Origin of the sequence: Rhizobium sp. S152 (genome assembly GCF_030380735.1) — a bacterium.
Lineage (GTDB): Bacteria > Pseudomonadota > Alphaproteobacteria > Rhizobiales > Rhizobiaceae > Rhizobium.
This window is the reverse complement of sequence record NZ_JAUDRZ010000001.1, coordinates 1-14764: the sequence shown is the minus strand read 5'-3', so window position 1 is coordinate 14764 and position 14764 is coordinate 1. Positions and strand designations below refer to the sequence as shown.

General features: G+C 62.7%; 16 protein-coding genes. 7 read left to right on the top strand and 9 right to left on the bottom strand.

Annotated features, from left to right (window positions below; all coding sequences use genetic code 11):
- The first annotated feature begins 76 nt into the window (after positions 1 to 76).
- Positions 77 to 928: an SDR family NAD(P)-dependent oxidoreductase gene (locus tag QTL95_RS00080; protein ID WP_289717938.1), complete on the top strand. Its 852-nt coding sequence runs from the start codon at positions 77 to 79 to the stop codon at positions 926 to 928.
- 98 nt (positions 929 to 1026) lie between these two features.
- A complete protein-coding gene (locus tag QTL95_RS00075) occupies positions 1027 to 1668 on the top strand; it encodes a LysE family translocator (protein ID WP_289717937.1) in 642 nt (213 codons plus the stop codon).
- A 12-nt stretch (positions 1669 to 1680) separates the two neighbouring features.
- On the opposite strand, the gene QTL95_RS00070 is transcribed toward QTL95_RS00075, so the two are convergent.
- From QTL95_RS00070 to QTL95_RS00050, 5 genes are all read right to left on the bottom strand, one after another.
- On the bottom strand, positions 1681 to 2475 hold the full coding sequence (locus QTL95_RS00070; RefSeq protein ID WP_289717936.1) for an ABC transporter ATP-binding protein: 795 nt from the start codon (positions 2473 to 2475) through the stop codon (positions 1681 to 1683).
- Positions 2472 to 3353 carry an ABC transporter permease gene (locus QTL95_RS00065; RefSeq protein ID WP_289717935.1) on the bottom strand — a complete coding sequence of 294 codons (882 nt, stop codon included), beginning with the start codon at positions 3351 to 3353 and terminating at the stop codon, positions 2472 to 2474. Before QTL95_RS00065 ends, QTL95_RS00070 begins: the two co-directional genes overlap by 4 nt.
- Positions 3354 to 3635: 282 nt before the next feature.
- On the bottom strand, positions 3636 to 4592 hold the full coding sequence (locus QTL95_RS00060) for an ABC transporter substrate-binding protein (protein ID WP_289717934.1): 957 nt from the start codon (positions 4590 to 4592) through the stop codon (positions 3636 to 3638).
- Between the two features lie 107 nt (positions 4593 to 4699).
- Entirely contained in the window at positions 4700 to 5935 is a 1236-nt protein-coding gene (rlmN, locus tag QTL95_RS00055) for a 23S rRNA (adenine(2503)-C(2))-methyltransferase RlmN (RefSeq protein WP_289717933.1), read from the bottom strand.
- A 227-nt stretch (positions 5936 to 6162) separates the two neighbouring features.
- Positions 6163 to 6714 carry an invasion associated locus B family protein gene (locus QTL95_RS00050; protein WP_289717932.1) on the bottom strand — a complete coding sequence of 184 codons (552 nt, stop codon included), beginning with the start codon at positions 6712 to 6714 and terminating at the stop codon, positions 6163 to 6165.
- A gap of 330 nt (positions 6715 to 7044) precedes the next feature.
- Between QTL95_RS00050 and QTL95_RS00045 the strand changes: the two genes are divergently transcribed.
- Entirely contained in the window at positions 7045 to 7605 is a 561-nt protein-coding gene (locus tag QTL95_RS00045; protein ID WP_289717931.1) for a sigma-70 family RNA polymerase sigma factor, read from the top strand.
- Between the two features lie 18 nt (positions 7606 to 7623).
- Here the strand turns inward: QTL95_RS00045 and QTL95_RS00040 are convergent, their stop codons facing one another.
- Both QTL95_RS00040 and QTL95_RS00035 read right to left on the bottom strand, forming a co-directional pair.
- Positions 7624 to 8028, bottom strand: a complete 405-nt coding sequence (locus tag QTL95_RS00040) for a YkvA family protein (protein WP_289717930.1) — start codon at positions 8026 to 8028, stop codon at positions 7624 to 7626.
- 53 nt (positions 8029 to 8081) lie between these two features.
- Positions 8082 to 8387, bottom strand: coding sequence for a 4a-hydroxytetrahydrobiopterin dehydratase (locus QTL95_RS00035; protein WP_289717929.1), 306 nt, complete (start codon positions 8385 to 8387; stop codon positions 8082 to 8084).
- Positions 8388 to 8423: 36 nt separating this feature from the next.
- Between QTL95_RS00035 and QTL95_RS00030 the strand changes: the two genes are divergently transcribed.
- On the top strand, positions 8424 to 8924 hold the full coding sequence (locus tag QTL95_RS00030) for a low molecular weight protein-tyrosine-phosphatase (protein WP_289717928.1): 501 nt from the start codon (positions 8424 to 8426) through the stop codon (positions 8922 to 8924).
- On the opposite strand, the gene thpR is transcribed toward QTL95_RS00030, so the two are convergent.
- Positions 8831 to 9424: an RNA 2',3'-cyclic phosphodiesterase gene (gene thpR / locus QTL95_RS00025; RefSeq protein ID WP_289717927.1), complete on the bottom strand. Its 594-nt coding sequence runs from the start codon at positions 9422 to 9424 to the stop codon at positions 8831 to 8833. The two genes, QTL95_RS00030 and thpR, sit on opposite strands and share 94 nt — an antisense overlap.
- 68 nt (positions 9425 to 9492) lie before the next feature.
- The gene (locus QTL95_RS00020; protein WP_289717926.1) at positions 9493 to 10137 is read right to left on the bottom strand and encodes an arylesterase; all 645 of its coding nucleotides are present in this window, start codon (positions 10135 to 10137) and stop codon (positions 9493 to 9495) included.
- A gap of 54 nt (positions 10138 to 10191) precedes the next feature.
- Here QTL95_RS00020 and QTL95_RS00015 point away from each other — a divergent pair, with 54 nt between their 5' ends.
- The 3 genes from QTL95_RS00015 to QTL95_RS00005 all read left to right on the top strand — a co-directional run bounded on the left by QTL95_RS00015 (position 10192) and on the right by QTL95_RS00005 (position 14350).
- Positions 10192 to 10902, top strand: a complete 711-nt coding sequence (locus QTL95_RS00015; protein ID WP_289717925.1) for an ABC transporter ATP-binding protein — start codon at positions 10192 to 10194, stop codon at positions 10900 to 10902.
- Positions 10899 to 13442 carry an ABC transporter permease gene (locus tag QTL95_RS00010; RefSeq protein WP_289717924.1) on the top strand — a complete coding sequence of 848 codons (2544 nt, stop codon included), beginning with the start codon at positions 10899 to 10901 and terminating at the stop codon, positions 13440 to 13442. The genes QTL95_RS00015 and QTL95_RS00010 overlap by 4 nt, the downstream gene beginning before the upstream one ends.
- 179 nt (positions 13443 to 13621) lie before the next feature.
- Positions 13622 to 14350 carry a Bax inhibitor-1/YccA family protein gene (locus tag QTL95_RS00005; RefSeq protein ID WP_289717923.1) on the top strand — a complete coding sequence of 243 codons (729 nt, stop codon included), beginning with the start codon at positions 13622 to 13624 and terminating at the stop codon, positions 14348 to 14350.
- Positions 14351 to 14764 lie beyond the last annotated feature (414 nt).

The window sequence follows — 14764 nt, the reverse complement described above, 5'->3', positions numbered from 1 at the left end:
GCCCGTGGTTTGACTTGCCCTCCGAGATTACCATATCTGGCTGCGAGCGAACAATCCCAGGCGAAAGGCTCAAGCCGTGACCGATCTCACCAATATCATCAAGCCCTCCAATGTCGCCGTCATCACCGGTGGCGCCTCGGGCATCGGCCTGGCGGCCGCCAAGCACTTCGCAAGCAAGGGCATGAATGTCGTCATCGCTGATCTCGGCGCCGATAGACTGGCGGCGGCGGCAAAGGCGGTCGCGGCCGTTTCCGGCGACGACCGTGTCATGGCCGTCGAGACCGACGTCTCCGACAAGGCGGCCCTCAAGGCTCTGGAGCGGCAGGTCACGAAGCGCTTCGACAAGGTGCATGTGCTGATGAACAATGCCGGCATCGGCCCGGAGACCTCGATCTTCAGCGACGACAGCGGCTGGGACGCGATCCTTGGCGTCAATCTGATGGGCGTCGTCAACGGAACGCGCGCCTTTGGCCCCAATATGCTCGCCCATGGCGAACCCGGCCTGATCATCAATACCGGTTCCAAGCAGGGCATCACCACGCCTCCCGGTAACCCGGCCTACAATGTCTCGAAATCAGGCGTGAAGGTGTTCACCGAGGCGCTGCAGCACGAGTTGCGCAACACCGAAGGCGGCAGGATCTCCGCCCACCTGTTGATCCCGGGCTTCGTCTTCACCGGGCTCACCAAGGGCGACCGCGCGGAAAAGCCCGCTGCCGCCTGGACCTCGGAGCAGACGGTCGATTTCATGATCGAAAGCATCGAGAACGGCGATTTCTACATCCTCTGCCCCGACAACGACGTCGCCCGCCCGGTCGACGAGCGCCGCATGGCCTGGGCCGTTGGCGACATCATCGAGAACCGCCCGCCGCTGTCACGCTGGCATCCCGATTACGCCGAGCGCTTCAAGGCGTTTCTTGAGGGCAAATAACAGCCGAATCGATCCGCCTCATGAGAAGGTTTGATTGGTGCATTCCGTAAAAGCCGGATATGAGACATTGCTCTCACTACCGGCTTCAAGAGTGTGCCATGGATTTTCTGCCGAGCCTGCCGACGCTTCTCGCCTTCGCCGCCGCCACGCTTCTGCTGGCCGCCACGCCCGGCCCAGATATGACGCTGTCGATCAGCCGATCGCTGGCGCAGGGAACGAAGGCTGCCATGTTCGTGGTGCTCGGCACCAGCCTCGGCATAGTCGTCCACACCATGCTGGTCGCCTTCGGCATCTCGGCGTTGATTACTGCCTCACCCACCGCCTTCCTGATCCTGAAGACGGGCGGCGCCGGCTATCTTTTGTGGCTCGCCATCCAGGCGGTGCGCTATGGCTCGAAGCTGTCGATCAAGAAGGTCGACGAGGCCAAGGCGACGCCGCTTGCCAACATCTCCTCGGGCTTCTGGGTCAATCTGTTGAACCCCAAGGTCATCATCTTCTTCATGACCTTCCTGCCGCAGTTCGTCAGCGCCGGTGATCCTACGGTGACGCAGAAGCTGATCTTCTTCGGTTTCTGCTTCATCCTGATCGGCATGCCCGTCAACGCCGCCGTCGTCTTCGCCGCCGATTGGCTGGCCGGCTGGCTGCAGAACAACAGGAAGGTGCTGCGCGGGATGGACTACACGTTCGCCGGCGTCTTCTCCGTTTTCGCGGCGAAGATCCTGCTCACCCAGGCGCGCTGATTCCCGAACCTATCAGCCGATCAGCAGCGCGTCGTCGTCGAGCGTCTGGCCACGCATCTTGCGGAACATGTCGATCAGGTCCTCGACCTGCAAATCCTTGCGGTTGTCACCGGATACGTCGAGCACGATCTCGCCGCCATGCAGCATGATGGTGCGGTGGCCGTAATCCAGCGCCTGGCGCATGGAGTGCGTCACCATCAGCGTCGTCAGCTTGCGCTCCGACACCACCTTCTCCGTCAGCCCCATGACGAACTCCGCCATTCCGGGGTCGAGTGCTGCCGTGTGCTCGTCGAGCAGCAACACCTCGGAGCCGGCAAGCGTTGCCATGACAAGCGAGATCGCTTGTCGCTGGCCGCCGGACAGGAGGTCCATGCGGTCCTTCATCCGGGTCTCAAGCCCGAGATTGAGTTCGGCGATGCGTTCGCGGAAGTGTTCGCGCCGGCGTGGTCCGAGCGCCGAGGTCAGCCCCCGCCGTTCGCCGCGCCGTGCGGCCAGCGCCAGGTTCTCCTCGATCGACAGCGCGCCGCAGCTCCCCGTCAGCGGATCCTGGAAGACGCGGGCGACGAGGCCGGCGCGCGCCGCGGTCGGCTTGCGCGTCACGTCGGTGTGGCCGATCATCACCTGGCCTTCGCTGGCGAGCACATCGCCGGCGAGCACGCCCAACAGTGTGGACTTGCCCGCGCCGTTGGAGCCGATGACGGTCACGAACGAGCCTTCCTCGATCGTCAGGCTGACGCCATTCAGCGCCTGCTTCTGCAGTGGCGTTCCCTTGCCGAAGACGACCTTGATATCCTTGAGCGAGATCATGACGAAGCGCCTCCACGGCGAAGGCGGGGAAGGATGAGCGCCACCGTGACGAGAACGGCGGTAACGAAATTGAGGTCGGAGGCCTGCAGGCCGATCACATCGCTGGAAAGCGCCAGCTGGATGGCGATGCGGTAGAGGATCGAGCCGATGACGCAGCCGATCAGCGCGATCAGCAGGCCGCGCTTGCCGAGCAGCGTCTCGCCGATGATGACGGCGGCGAGGCCGACGACGATGGTGCCGACACCCGAGGTCACGTCGGCGAAGCCGTTGGTCTGCGCAAACAGCGCGCCGCCAAGCGCCACCAGCGCGTTGGAAATCGCCATGCCGAGATAAATCTGGCGGTTGGTGTCGACGCCCTGGGCGCGGGCCATGCGGGCATTCGCGCCGGTGGCGCGCATTGCCAGACCGGAATCGCTTTCGAGGAAGCGCCAGACGACGATGATGGCGATGACGACAAGCACGCCGACGAAGAGCGGCCGCACGTAGAAATCGCGCAGGCTATGGCCGAAAAATGGGCTGATCATCGTATCGGCATTGATCAACGCCACGTTCGGCTTGCCCATGACGCGTAGGTTGACGGAAAACAGCGCGATCATCGTCAGGATCGATGCCAAGAGATTGAGGATCTTGAAGCGCACGTTGAGCATGGCGGTCACCATGCCGGCCGCGGCCCCCGCCGCCATGGCGATCAGCGCCGCCAGCCAGGCATTGACGCCTGATATGATCAGCACCGCGGTCACGGCGGCGCCGAGCGGAAACGAGCCGTCGACAGTCAGATCCGGAAAATCGAGCACACGGAATGCGAGGTAAACGCCGAGCGCGACGAAGGCATAGACCAGCCCCAGCTCCACGGCTCCCCAGAATGCGATCTGACTCAAGGCTCTTGCCCTTTCTTGTGCTGTTTCCGTGGCAAAGACCCTCTCTGGCCTGCCGGCCATCTCCCCCACAAGGGGGGAGAAGACCCGTGGCACCCGCCTGCCTCAATTGGCGTCGAGGCTCGGCTAGGTTAAGCCCTCCCCCTTGTGGGGAGGGTTGGGGAGGGGTCTTTATTCCAAGGCGGTAAGGTCCGCTATCTTACTCGATTGGCTTCATCTCTATGCGATCAGCCGCCCCCGTGCAAACGGGAGCGGCTGATCATTCAGGTCTTGATGGTGACTGGATCAGTCGATCGTCTTCGTCGCGCGCTTCAGCACGCTCTCCGGCAGCGTCACACCCATCTTGGCGGCCGCCCCCTTGTTGATGACGAGATCGCTGCCGGCGGCAACCTTGACCGGGATATCGCCGGGGTTCTCACCCTTCAGGATGCGCACGACGATTTCGCCGGTCTGCTTGCCGACGTCGTAGTAGTTGAAGCCGAGGGCTGCGACCGAGCCGCGTGAGACGGAATCCGTATCGGCCGTGAAGAGCGGCAGCTTGGCTTCCTCGGCCACGGCAACCGCACCCTCGAGCGCCGAGATGATCGTGTTGTCGGTCGGAATGTAGATCGCATCGGCGCGGCCGACGAGCGCGCGGGCGGCACCCTGCACTTCGGCGGACTTGGTGGCGGCGGATTCGACGACCTTGAGGCCGGCCTTCTCAGCTTCCACCTTCAGCACAGCGAGCAGCGATATCGAGTTCGCTTCGCCGGAATTGTAGAGGTAGCCGATCGTCTTGGCGTTCGGCAGGATTTCCTTGATCAGCGCCACATGCTCAGCAACCGGCGACATGTCCGAAAGGCCGGTGACGTTCCCGCCGGGCTTGTCCATGTTCTTGACCAGCTGCGCGCCGAGGGGATCAGACACGGCGGTAAAGACGACGGGGATGTCGCGGGTGGAGGAGACCATGGCCTGCGCCGAAGGTGTCGAGATCGGCACGATGACGTTGGGCTCTTCGCCGGCGAACTGGCGGGCGATCTGGGCTGCGGTCGCCGGGTTTCCTTGCGCCGACTGGAATTCGAACTTCAGGTTTCCGCCTTCCTTGTAGCCTGATGCCGTCAGCACGTCGAGAACGCCCTTGCGGACGGCGTCGAGGGCCGGATGTTCGACGATCGCGGTTACCGCGACGGTGACGTCTTCGGCCTTGGCGGGAAGGGAAAGGGCAAGGGTCGCGGCAACGGCAGCGAGCAGTACGGAACGCATGGGTATCCTCCAATTATGCTTTTGGGCCGCTTTTAGGAAAAGCAGCCCTCAAAATCAATCATTAGAAGATGCTGAGAGGATCAAACTTGCTGATCAGTCGCCAGTACTCAATCGTCGCTGCCATGGTTGGCGATCATCATCGCCTCGAAGGCGAGGCGCTCGGTCTTGCGCATGCGTTCCGATTCCGACTTCAGCTGGCCGCAGGCGGCGAGGATGTCGCGGCCGCGCGGCGTGCGGATCGGCGAGGCATAACCGGCGGAGTTGATGAAATCGGCGAACTTCTCGATCTGCGCCCAGTCCGAACACTGATAGTTGGTGCCCGGCCAGGGGTTGAACGGGATCAGGTTGATCTTCGCCGGCACGCCCTTGAGCAACTGGATCAGCCCCTTGGCATCCTCCAGGCTGTCGTTGACATCCTTCAGCATCACATATTCGAAGGTGATGCGCCGTGCATTCGAGAGACCCGGATACTTGCGACAGGCGTCGATCAGTTCCTTCAGCGGATACTTCTTGTTGATCGGCACCAGGATGTCGCGCAGGTCGTCGCGCACCGCATGCAGCGAGATCGCCAGCATGACGCCGATCTCGTCGCCGGTGCGGAAGATCTCGGGCACGACGCCGGAGGTCGAGAGCGTGACGCGACGCTTGGAGAGCGACAGCCCGTCGCCGTCGGTGGCGATCAGTAGCGCCTGCTTGACGCTGTCGAAATTGTAGAGAGGCTCGCCCATGCCCATCATCACGATGTTGGAGACCTTGCGTCCCTCGGCCGGCATGATCGTGCCCTGCGGCGCCTCGCGATCGGGAAAGTCGCCGAGCCGGTCGCGGGCGAGCAGCAGCTGCGACAGGATTTCCTCCGCCGTCAGGTTGCGCACCAGGCGCTGCGTGCCGGTATGACAGAAGGAACAGGTGAGCGTGCAGCCGACCTGGCTGGAGATGCACAGCGTGCCACGGCCTTCCTCGGGAATATAGACCGCCTCGATCTCGACGGGACGCCCGGCGCCGCGGGCGGGAAAGCGCAGCAGCCACTTGCGGGTGCCGTCGTTGGAGACCTGCTCCTCGACTATCTCGGGTCTTGCGATGGTGAAGTGCGTCTTCAGCGTCTCGCGCATGTCCTTGGAGATATTGGCCATGTGGTCGAAATCGGAGACCCCGCGCACATAAATCCAGTTCCACAGCTGCGCGACGCGCATCTTGATCTGCTTGTCCGGCACGCCCTTTTCGCGCAGCGCCTGCCCCATCTCCTCGCGGGTGAGGCCGATCAGCGACGGCTTCGGCAGGGCTTCGCCGCGCGCGGGCTGGTTGCCTGCGGGCTTGAGAACGGTCATCGCATCCATGACGGACATTTAATCTAATCCCGAATTCAACATGCGATCCTCCCGATAGTCTCAATGACTGGCGGGCGGAACGGGCATGAAGGCAGAAATTGAGTGCGGAACAGGACGGCAAAGCTGCGATCGATCCGCTGTTATGCGCGCCTTTAGCATCATTTTCGCCGCGCGTCACTATAGATGGAAACGACGAAGGCCGGCACAAGGCCGGCCTTCGAAATTCTAAAGTTTGCTGACAGCGCTTACTTGCAGCTTTCGATCTGCTTCAGCGAAGCCGAAATACCGGCCAGCGAATAGCTGTAGGAGGTCTGCGTGCCCTTGCGCGAGGTGGCGTTGACGGTCATCGAGTGGCCGCCCTTCATGGCGGCGACCAGCGCCGGCTCCTGCGCGGCGTTCTCGACCCAGCCGGCCTTGTCCTTGGTGAACATCACGAAGGTCTTGTTGTCGATGACGACATTGATCTTCGAGGCATCCTTTACGGTGTAGCCCATCATCGCCTGCGGCTCGTAGGAAATGTTCTGGCCCGGGCGCTGCGAGACGATGAAGAAGTTGTCGCCATGGTCGATGCCGGCCGGCTTCTTCTCGGTCGGGACCGAGAGAACGTAGCAGACGGTGCTGGCGCCCGACTTATAGGAATAGGCGCCCCAGGCCTGGAACTGCTGGATGCGCGTCGGGGCCGAGGAAGCGGCGGCGGCAGGCTGCTGCGCGGCTGCGGGCTTCTTGGCTTGAGCGGATGCTATCCCAGCGCCGGCGAGAACGATGGAGAGGGCGATTACGGTACGTCTTGCAAACATGGATATCCTGCCGGTTCTTGCGCTTCGAGCCCGAGAAAACGAGCGGGCGGCGTAGTCACGATCTGCTTTATTTTGACTTAATTCAGGTTACCAAAACGTCAACGAGGCCCGCGAGAATTACCCGCCTGTGCCGTTTCCGTCCTGATATCATGGCTGGGCGCCGAACCCTCGCCCTCGATGATGACGTGCGGCGACATGAGTTTGTGTCGCCGTTGATGCATTTAAGACAGAAAGATTCAGGCAAGAGTTTGACGTTTTCGAAAAGCGCTGTAGGTCAATAAGTCGGGAGATCCATTGACGAATTCGCTGAGCCGGGACCTGTAACGGAATATGGATGCTGACGAGAGACAGCGCTTCGCCGCACTCGCCAGAGCGGTCGCGGACAACCGCGACCAGCAGGCATTCGCTGTCCTGTTCGATTATTTCGCGCCGCGCCTGAAATCGTGGCTGCTGCGGCAGAAGATGGCGGGCGGCGAGGCGGAGGAACTGGTGCAGGAAGTGATGATCGTGCTCTGGCACAAGGCAGGGCTCTACGATCCCGCGCGTTCGTCTCTCTCCACATGGCTGTTTCGCATCGCCCGCAACCGGCGGATCGACTTGCAAAGACGCAGCCGCGCCCGCGTGCTGGACGAGAAGGATCCGGTGCTGCAGCCTCCCGCCGAGCTCGGCGCCGACGAGATCGTCGCCAATGACGATCGCGACGCCCATGTCCGCGCCGCCGTCAATCGGCTCCCCGACGACCAGCGCGAGATGCTGCGTGCGGCCTTCTTCCTCGGCCAGTCCCACTCGGAGATCGCCGAGGCCACGGGCCTGCCGCTCGGCACGGTCAAGTCCCGCATCCGCCTCGCCTTCGGCAAGCTGAAAAAGGTCCTCGAGGCGGAGAGCGTGTAGTGCAGATGGTGCCAGCCGCTACACGGACTTCATGTTTTCGGGTTTCACGTTATCAAGCTTATCGTCGAGCGCCTTGTCGGCAGCCTCGTAGTGGTTGGGCCGGATATTGCGGCTGACCATGGCGAAGGCGGCCGAGAGGACGGCGATGTCGTCGGTAAAGCCGATGCCGACAAGCACGTCGGGGATCATGTCGACGGGCAGCACGAAATAGGCGAGTGCGGCGAGCAGCGTACCGCGCACCTTGAGCGGCGTCTGAGGATCGAGCGCGCAATAGAAGGCGGCGACGAGATCGCGCGAGAAGGGGATCCTGCGCGCGGCCTTGCGGAAGGTCGGCCAGAATTTCCGACGCACCGTTTCCTCGCGCCGGCTCTGGGTGTCTTCATCACCCGGAAGCAGGATTTCACCGTATTTGACGTCGTCCATGTCTCGTTGGCCCTTTCTGTCACGCAAGAATATGGGGGACGGCGCATCCCGATTCAATCAGTTCTACGTTGGGCGGCCTTTTCCATCAGCGCCGCCAGCTTGAAATCGAGTTCCGTCAGCCCGCCGGCGTCATGCGTATTGAGCTTCACCTCGACCTTCGAATAGACGTTGAACCATTCCGGATGGTGGTCGAGCTTTTCGGCGGCAAGGGCCGCCTCGGTCATGAAGCCGAAGGCCTCGACGAAGTTCTTGAACTTGAAGGATTTCGAGATCGACGCAGCGCCGTCGTCCAGAGTCCAGCCCTCCAATCCGGCCAGTTCCCGATCGATGTCAGGCCGTTCCAGTTTCTGCCGTTTCATGCGATGGTTCCTCCTCTTGTTCCAACGAGTCTCCCTATGAAACGCATCAGCATCCTGTTTGTTTGCATGGGCAATATCTGCCGTTCGCCACTGGCCGAGGGCATCTTTTCCCATCTCGTCGAAGAGGCCGGGCTCACCGCGCGCTTTTCGATCGATTCGGCCGGCACCGGCAGCTGGCATGTAGGCGATGGCCCCGATCCGCGCTCGGTCGCCACGGCGGCAAGTCACGACATCGATATCTCGGGTCAACGGGCGCGGCGGATAAGGGCCGAGGACTTCGGCGATTTCGACCTCGTCGTCGCCATGGACGCTGCCAATGTCTCCGAGCTTCGCCGGGTGGCGCCCAGGGCGTCCAACATCAGGCTCTTCGGCGACATCGCTCTTGGGACCGGCGAGAATATCCCCGATCCCTATTTCGGTGGCGAGGACGGCTTCGAGCTGGTCTATGCCAGGCTCTTGGCCGGCTGCAGGAAGTTGCTTGCGGAATTGGGCACCGACAGCGCCTCGCGCAACGGGAAGATTTCTTCCGTCAGATAGGGGCCGCCACCGACCGAATCGCGCGACGACAGAAGCACGAAGCGCGGCACGGTGAAAGCCGAGGTCTGGAAGTTTCCGCGCCCGGCAAGATAGTGCACGACATCATCGACGCGCGAGGATTTCAGCCGCGCAAGCGTGACATGCGGCGTGAACTTGCGCGGATCGGGGGCCAGGCCGATGCGCTGGCAGATGCGCTCGATCTCGGCTTGGAGTGCATACATCTCGGAATTGGGGGTCACTCCGGCCCAGACCGAATGCGGCTTCTTCGAGCCGAAGGAACCGATGCCGTCGAGCCTGATCTGGAATTCGGGCCTGTCGATCCGGTCGAGACGGTCGACGATCTCGTCCGCCGTTCGTCCGTCCACGTCGCCGATGAACCGCAATGTGATGTGGTAATTCTCCACATCGATCCACCGCGCGCCGGGAAGACCACCGCGCAACAATGACAGGCTCATCGCCGCATTGCGCGGAATTTCGAGGGCGGTAAATAGTCTCGGCATAACGAGCACTCCCCGAATCTTTTGCAGGTGCTCACACGGAATCACGCATTCCGTACCCGCGCAAGCCCCTAATTCTTCACAGACGGAAACGTTCCCATGAATTGCGTGATTGCCGGTTTCATCTTCTCGACCATCACATCCACGCCCCTCGCGTTCGGATGCATCCCGTCCTCGAGTTTCAGCCCGGCGTCGAGCACGACGCCGTCGAGGAAGAATGGGTAGAGCGCAACGCCATGTTTTTCTGCCAGTTTCCGGTAGATCGGGTTGAAGCGCTCGGCATAGTCGCCGCCCATGTTCGGTGGCGCCATCATGCCGACCAGCAGGACCGAAATTCCGCGCACCTTTAGCCGAGTAATCATCTGATCGAGATTTTTCTCGCTTTCCTCCGGCGGGATGCCGCGCAGCGCGTCGTTGGCGCCGAGCTCGAGGATGACGCCGTCGGTACCATCAGGGACGGACCAGTCGATGCGCGCAAGTCCGCCCGTCGTCGTGTCGCCGGACACCCCGGCATTGGCGACGGTTACATCCTTTCCATCAGCCTTCAGCGCCGCCTGCAGCTTCTCGGGAAAACCCTCGCCCGGCGCCAGCTGGTAGCCCGCCATAAGGCTGTCACCGAAGCCGACCAGATTGATGGTTCTTGCCTGCGCCGCCACCGAGAAGATGAGCGAGGCGACAATGACAGCTATGTGAAGGCCGGCAACTTTAAAACTCATTCCGCTTTCCCTAAATTGGCTGCACGTTTTGTGATCTATATAGGGCAAATACTGTTGGCAAAAACCATCATCGAGCTGAAGCACGCCGATTTGACCCTGGGCAGCGCCGCCGCCTCAGTCCATGTGCTGAAGGGCATCGACCTTGTCATCGAGGCGGGCGAGTCGGTCGGCATCGTCGGCCCCTCGGGCTCCGGCAAGTCTACGCTGCTGATGGTACTGGCCGGGCTCGAAACGCTCGACAGCGGTGAAATCAACATCAGCGGCACGCCGCTGCATGCGCTGAGCGAAGACCAGGTGGCCGATTTCCGCGGCCGCAACATCGGCATCGTCTTCCAGTCCTTCCACCTCATCGCCAACATGACGGCGCTCGAAAACGTCGCTGTGCCGCTCGAGCTTGCCAATGTCGCCAACCCGTTCGAGATCGCCAGGCGCGAGCTCAATGCCGTCGGCCTCGGCGAGCGGCTGAACCACTATCCCGGCCAGCTCTCCGGCGGCGAGCAGCAGCGCGTCGCCATCGCCCGGGCGCTGGCGCCGTCTCCGGCCCTTCTGATCGCCGACGAGCCGACCGGCAACCTCGATGCCGACACCGGCCGGCAGATCGCCGATCTCCTGTTTGCCAAGCAGGCCGAGCGCGGCATGACGCTTCTGCTCGTCACACACGACAACGGCCTCGCCAAGCGCTGCTCGCGGCAGATCCGCGTGCGCTCGGGCCAGATCGAAGGCGACAGCGCCGCCGATCGCCCCGCAGAGGCCGCCATTGCATGAGGCTCCTGACCCCGCGTGTGTCGCTCGCCTTCCGTCTCGCGCTGCGTGAACTGCGCGGCGGGCTGAGGGGTTTCTACATCTTCCTCGCCTGCATCGCGCTCGGCACGGGGGCGATCGCCGCCGTCAATTCGGTATCGCAGTCGATTACCGACACCATCGCCACGCGCGGCCAGGAGATTCTGGCCGGCGACATTCGCTTCGAGCTCAACAACCGCGAGGCCAACGAACAGGAGATGAACTTCCTGAACGGGCTCGGAAAGGTGTCGGTCTCGACCGGCCTGCGGTCGATGGCGCGCAAGCCCGACGGCACCGACCAGGCGCTGGTCGAGGTCAAGGCCGTCGATGGCGCCTATCCGCTCTACGGCACCTTCGAGGCCGAGCCTAACTACCCGCTTCCGGCGTTGCTCTCCAACCAGGGCGGAACCTATGGCGCCGTCGCCGCGCCGCTTCTCCTGGAGCGCATGGGGCTTTCGATCGGCGACGAACTGCTGCTCGGCAAGGTGATCCTCAACATAACCGGCACGGTGAAGACCGAGCCCGACGCCATCTCCGAAGGTTTCGGCTTCGCGCCGCGGCTGTTGATCAGCAGCGAGGCGATGAAGGCATCCGGGCTGGTGCAGACCGGCAGCCTCGTCGAACACGCCTACAAGATCCGGCTCAACGACCTTAGCCAGGCCTCTGGCATTCGCGACCGGGCGGCGAAGGAGTTTCCCGCCGCCGGCTGGTCGATCCGCAGCAGTGACCGCGCGGCACCCTCTCTGACAGAGAATATCGAGCGTTTCTCGCAGTTCCTGACACTGGTCGGGCTGACCGCACTCATCGTCGGCGGCGTCGGCGTCGCCAATGCGGTGCGCGCCTTCCTCGATGCCAAGCGCACGACCATCGCCACCTTCAAGTGCCTTGGCGCGCCCGCGGCGACGGTGGTCTTGATCTACCTGTTCCAGATCTCGATCATCGCCCTTGCGGGCATTCTGATCGGTCTCGTTATCGGGGCGCTGGCGCCGCTCGTCGCCGCGCAGTTCCTGGCGCAGGTGCTGCCGGTTTCCACCGATATCGTCTTCTATCCCGGCGCGCTGTCGATGGCGGTGCTCTTCGGCATGCTGACGACGCTTGCCTTCGCCATCCTGCCGCTCGGCCATGCCCGCGAGGTGCCGGCCACCGCGCTGTTTCGCGAGCAGGGCTTCGAGGCGCGGCGCCTGCCGTCCTGGCCCTATGTGCTGCTGGCGGCCGCCTTTCTGATCCTGCTTGCCGGCCTTGCAATCGTAACTGCGCACGACCGCTTCATCGCCGTGGTCTTTACCGGCGCCATCGCCTTTGCCTTCGTGGTGCTGCGGCTGGTGGCGGCCGGCATCGCCTGGCTGGCGCGGCGCAGCCCGCGGGTGAATTCGCCGGCGCTCCGGCTCGCCATCGGTAACATCCATCGCCCCGGCGCGCTCACCGCCTCGGTCGTGCTGTCGCTCGGCCTAGGCCTGGCGCTTCTGGTGACGCTCACCCTGATCGACGGCAATCTCAGGCAGCAGCTGACCGGGCGCATGGCCGAGGGGGCGCCGAACTTCTTCTTCGTCGATATCCAGGGATCGGAAGTCGAGCGCTTCCGCGAACTGGTCAAGTCTGAGGCGCCGGCGGGTAAGCTGGTCGAAGTGCCGATGCTGCGCGGCCGCATCCTTGCCTTCAACGGCGAGGACGTGACCAAGCGCAAGGTGCCGCCGGCGGGTCAATGGGTGCTGCGCGGCGACCGCGGCATCACCTATTCCGAGACGATGCCGGAGAACGCCTCGCTGACAGCGGGGGAATGGTGGGGCAAGGATTACAGCGGCGAGCCGCTGGTGTCCTTTTCCGCCGAGGAGGCCGGAGAACTCGGGCTGAAGATCGGCGATACAGTCACCGTCAACGTGCTCGGCCGCAATATCACCGCCAAGATCGCCAACCTGCGCAAGGTCGAGTGGCAGTCGCTGGCGATCAACTTCGTCATGGTGTTCTCGCCGAACACCTTCAAGGGCGCGCCGCATGCCTGGCTGGCGACGCTGACCGACCCGAGTGCGACGTCGACACAGGAAGCGGCGATCCTCAAATCCGTGACCAATACCTGGCCGACGATCACCAGCGTCCGCGTCAAGGATGCGATCGACATCGTCAACACGCTGGTCGCCCAGCTGGCGACCGCGATCCGGGCCGCCGCCTCGGTGGCGCTGATCTCCTCGGTCCTCGTTCTGGCGGGGGCGCTCGCTGCCGGAAACCGGGCCCGGACCCATGATGCAGTGGTGCTGAAGACACTCGGCGCCACGCGGAAAATGCTGATCCGCGCCTTCTGCTACGAGTACCTGATCCTGGGTGCGGCAACCGCGATCTTCGCGCTCGCCGCCGGCGGCATTTCCGCCTGGTTCATCGTCGCCAGGATCATGCGCATCCCCTCGCACTTCCTGCCCGATGTCGCCGGCTTCACGCTTCTGACGGCGCTGGTGCTGACCGTCGGCATCGGACTTATCGGCACCTGGCGCATTCTCGGGCAGAAGGCGGCACCCGTTCTGCGCGAACTTTAAGCGCCGTTGCGGGAAATTTTCCGACACCTTACGGCGATTTAACCCGGTCGCGGGTTGCAGGGGCCTTGTTTGCAAAGGGTGAAAGGCTCATATTGTGGACAGGCATGCTGAGGCTCCGCAGCGGCGCCCGGGTTGAAAATCCGACACCGTGTTCACATCGGAGCTTTAAAGAGGAAACAATGGCTGACCTTCGTAACTACCAGAGCCGTGCACAGACCGGCGAGATGATCGATCAGGGCCTGCGCAGCTATATGCTCAAGGTCTACAACCTGATGGGCATCGGTTTGGTCATCACCGGCCTGGCCGCCTATTTCGCATTCTCATTGGCCGTCTCCGACGGGCAGCTCACCGCATTCGGTGCCGCGATCTATACGAGCCCGCTGAAGTGGGTCGTTATCTTCGCTCCGCTGGCTCTCGTGTTCTTCCTGAGCTTCAGGATCAACTCGATGAGCGTATCCGCTGCGCAGACGACCTTTGCGGTCTATGCAGCACTGGTGGGCCTGTCGCTGTCGTCGATCTTCCTGATCTACACCGGCCAGAGCGTCGTGCAGACCTTCTTCGTCACGGCTGCTTCGTTCGGCGCGTTGTCGCTTTACGGCTATTCGACCAAGCGTGATCTCTCGGCCATGGGCTCGTTCCTGATCATGGGCCTCTTCGGCCTGATCATCGCCTCGGTCGTCAACATCTTCCTGCAGTCGGGTGCGATGGCCTTCGCCATCTCGGCAATCGGCGTGCTGATCTTCGCGGGCCTGACGGCCTACGACACGCAGCGCATCAAGGAAATGTACTACGCCGCCGACGACGCCACCATGGCCGGCCGCAAGGCGATCATGGGCGCGCTGACGCTCTACCTCGACTTCATCAACCTCTTCATGTTCCTCCTGCAGTTCATGGGCAACCGCAAGTAATCAGGAACGGAAATCGGAAAAGGCGCTCCTCGGGGCGCTTTTTTTGTTTGTGTGGGTTTCTGCGAGGGGGCCGGATGATCCACTCGCTTTTGCAAAGGGGTGGGTGAACCCGCGCGCGCTGTGATACGCCGTCGTTCCCTCCTTCTCGGCGTCGTCCTCGGGCTTGTCCCGAGGATCTAAGCACGCCTCCGCGAATGCAACGGTGCAGATGTAAGCAGCGGGTTCATCGTCCGCCGCCCGATACCGCCCGACCGGGTGCCAAGTGTCCATTCACGTCGAGCAAATGGAGCGACCGGCAGATGCTCGGCACAGGACCACTGCTGTCCGGTTTAAATTGGATGGACAAGGCGCACGGTGTTGATTCTACTCGTATTCGAACGTTTGGCGACGATCTCGGACACGAAAGAGGAACAA

Excerpts from the sequence above, each read along its gene's own strand:
- QTL95_RS00010 (WP_289717924.1), top strand. The coding sequence starts at position 10,899 with ATGAGGCTCCTGACCCCGCGTGTGTCGCTCGCCTTCCGTCTCGCGCTG.
- QTL95_RS00040 (WP_289717930.1), bottom strand. The coding sequence starts at position 8,028 with ATGGACGACGTCAAATACGGTGAAATCCTGCTTCCGGGTGATGAAGAC.
- QTL95_RS00030 (WP_289717928.1), top strand. The coding sequence starts at position 8,424 with ATGAAACGCATCAGCATCCTGTTTGTTTGCATGGGCAATATCTGCCGT.
- rlmN (WP_289717933.1), bottom strand. The coding sequence starts at position 5,935 with ATGTCCGTCATGGATGCGATGACCGTTCTCAAGCCCGCAGGCAACCAG.
- QTL95_RS00050 (WP_289717932.1), bottom strand. The coding sequence starts at position 6,714 with ATGTTTGCAAGACGTACCGTAATCGCCCTCTCCATCGTTCTCGCCGGC.
- QTL95_RS00035 (WP_289717929.1), bottom strand. The coding sequence starts at position 8,387 with ATGAAACGGCAGAAACTGGAACGGCCTGACATCGATCGGGAACTGGCC.
- thpR (WP_289717927.1), bottom strand. The coding sequence starts at position 9,424 with ATGCCGAGACTATTTACCGCCCTCGAAATTCCGCGCAATGCGGCGATG.
- QTL95_RS00070 (WP_289717936.1), bottom strand. The coding sequence starts at position 2,475 with ATGATCTCGCTCAAGGATATCAAGGTCGTCTTCGGCAAGGGAACGCCA.
- QTL95_RS00060 (WP_289717934.1), bottom strand. The coding sequence starts at position 4,592 with ATGCGTTCCGTACTGCTCGCTGCCGTTGCCGCGACCCTTGCCCTTTCC.
- QTL95_RS00020 (WP_289717926.1), bottom strand. The coding sequence starts at position 10,137 with ATGAGTTTTAAAGTTGCCGGCCTTCACATAGCTGTCATTGTCGCCTCG.
- QTL95_RS00045 (WP_289717931.1), top strand. The coding sequence starts at position 7,045 with ATGGATGCTGACGAGAGACAGCGCTTCGCCGCACTCGCCAGAGCGGTC.
- QTL95_RS00075 (WP_289717937.1), top strand. The coding sequence starts at position 1,027 with ATGGATTTTCTGCCGAGCCTGCCGACGCTTCTCGCCTTCGCCGCCGCC.
- QTL95_RS00005 (WP_289717923.1), top strand. The coding sequence starts at position 13,622 with ATGGCTGACCTTCGTAACTACCAGAGCCGTGCACAGACCGGCGAGATG.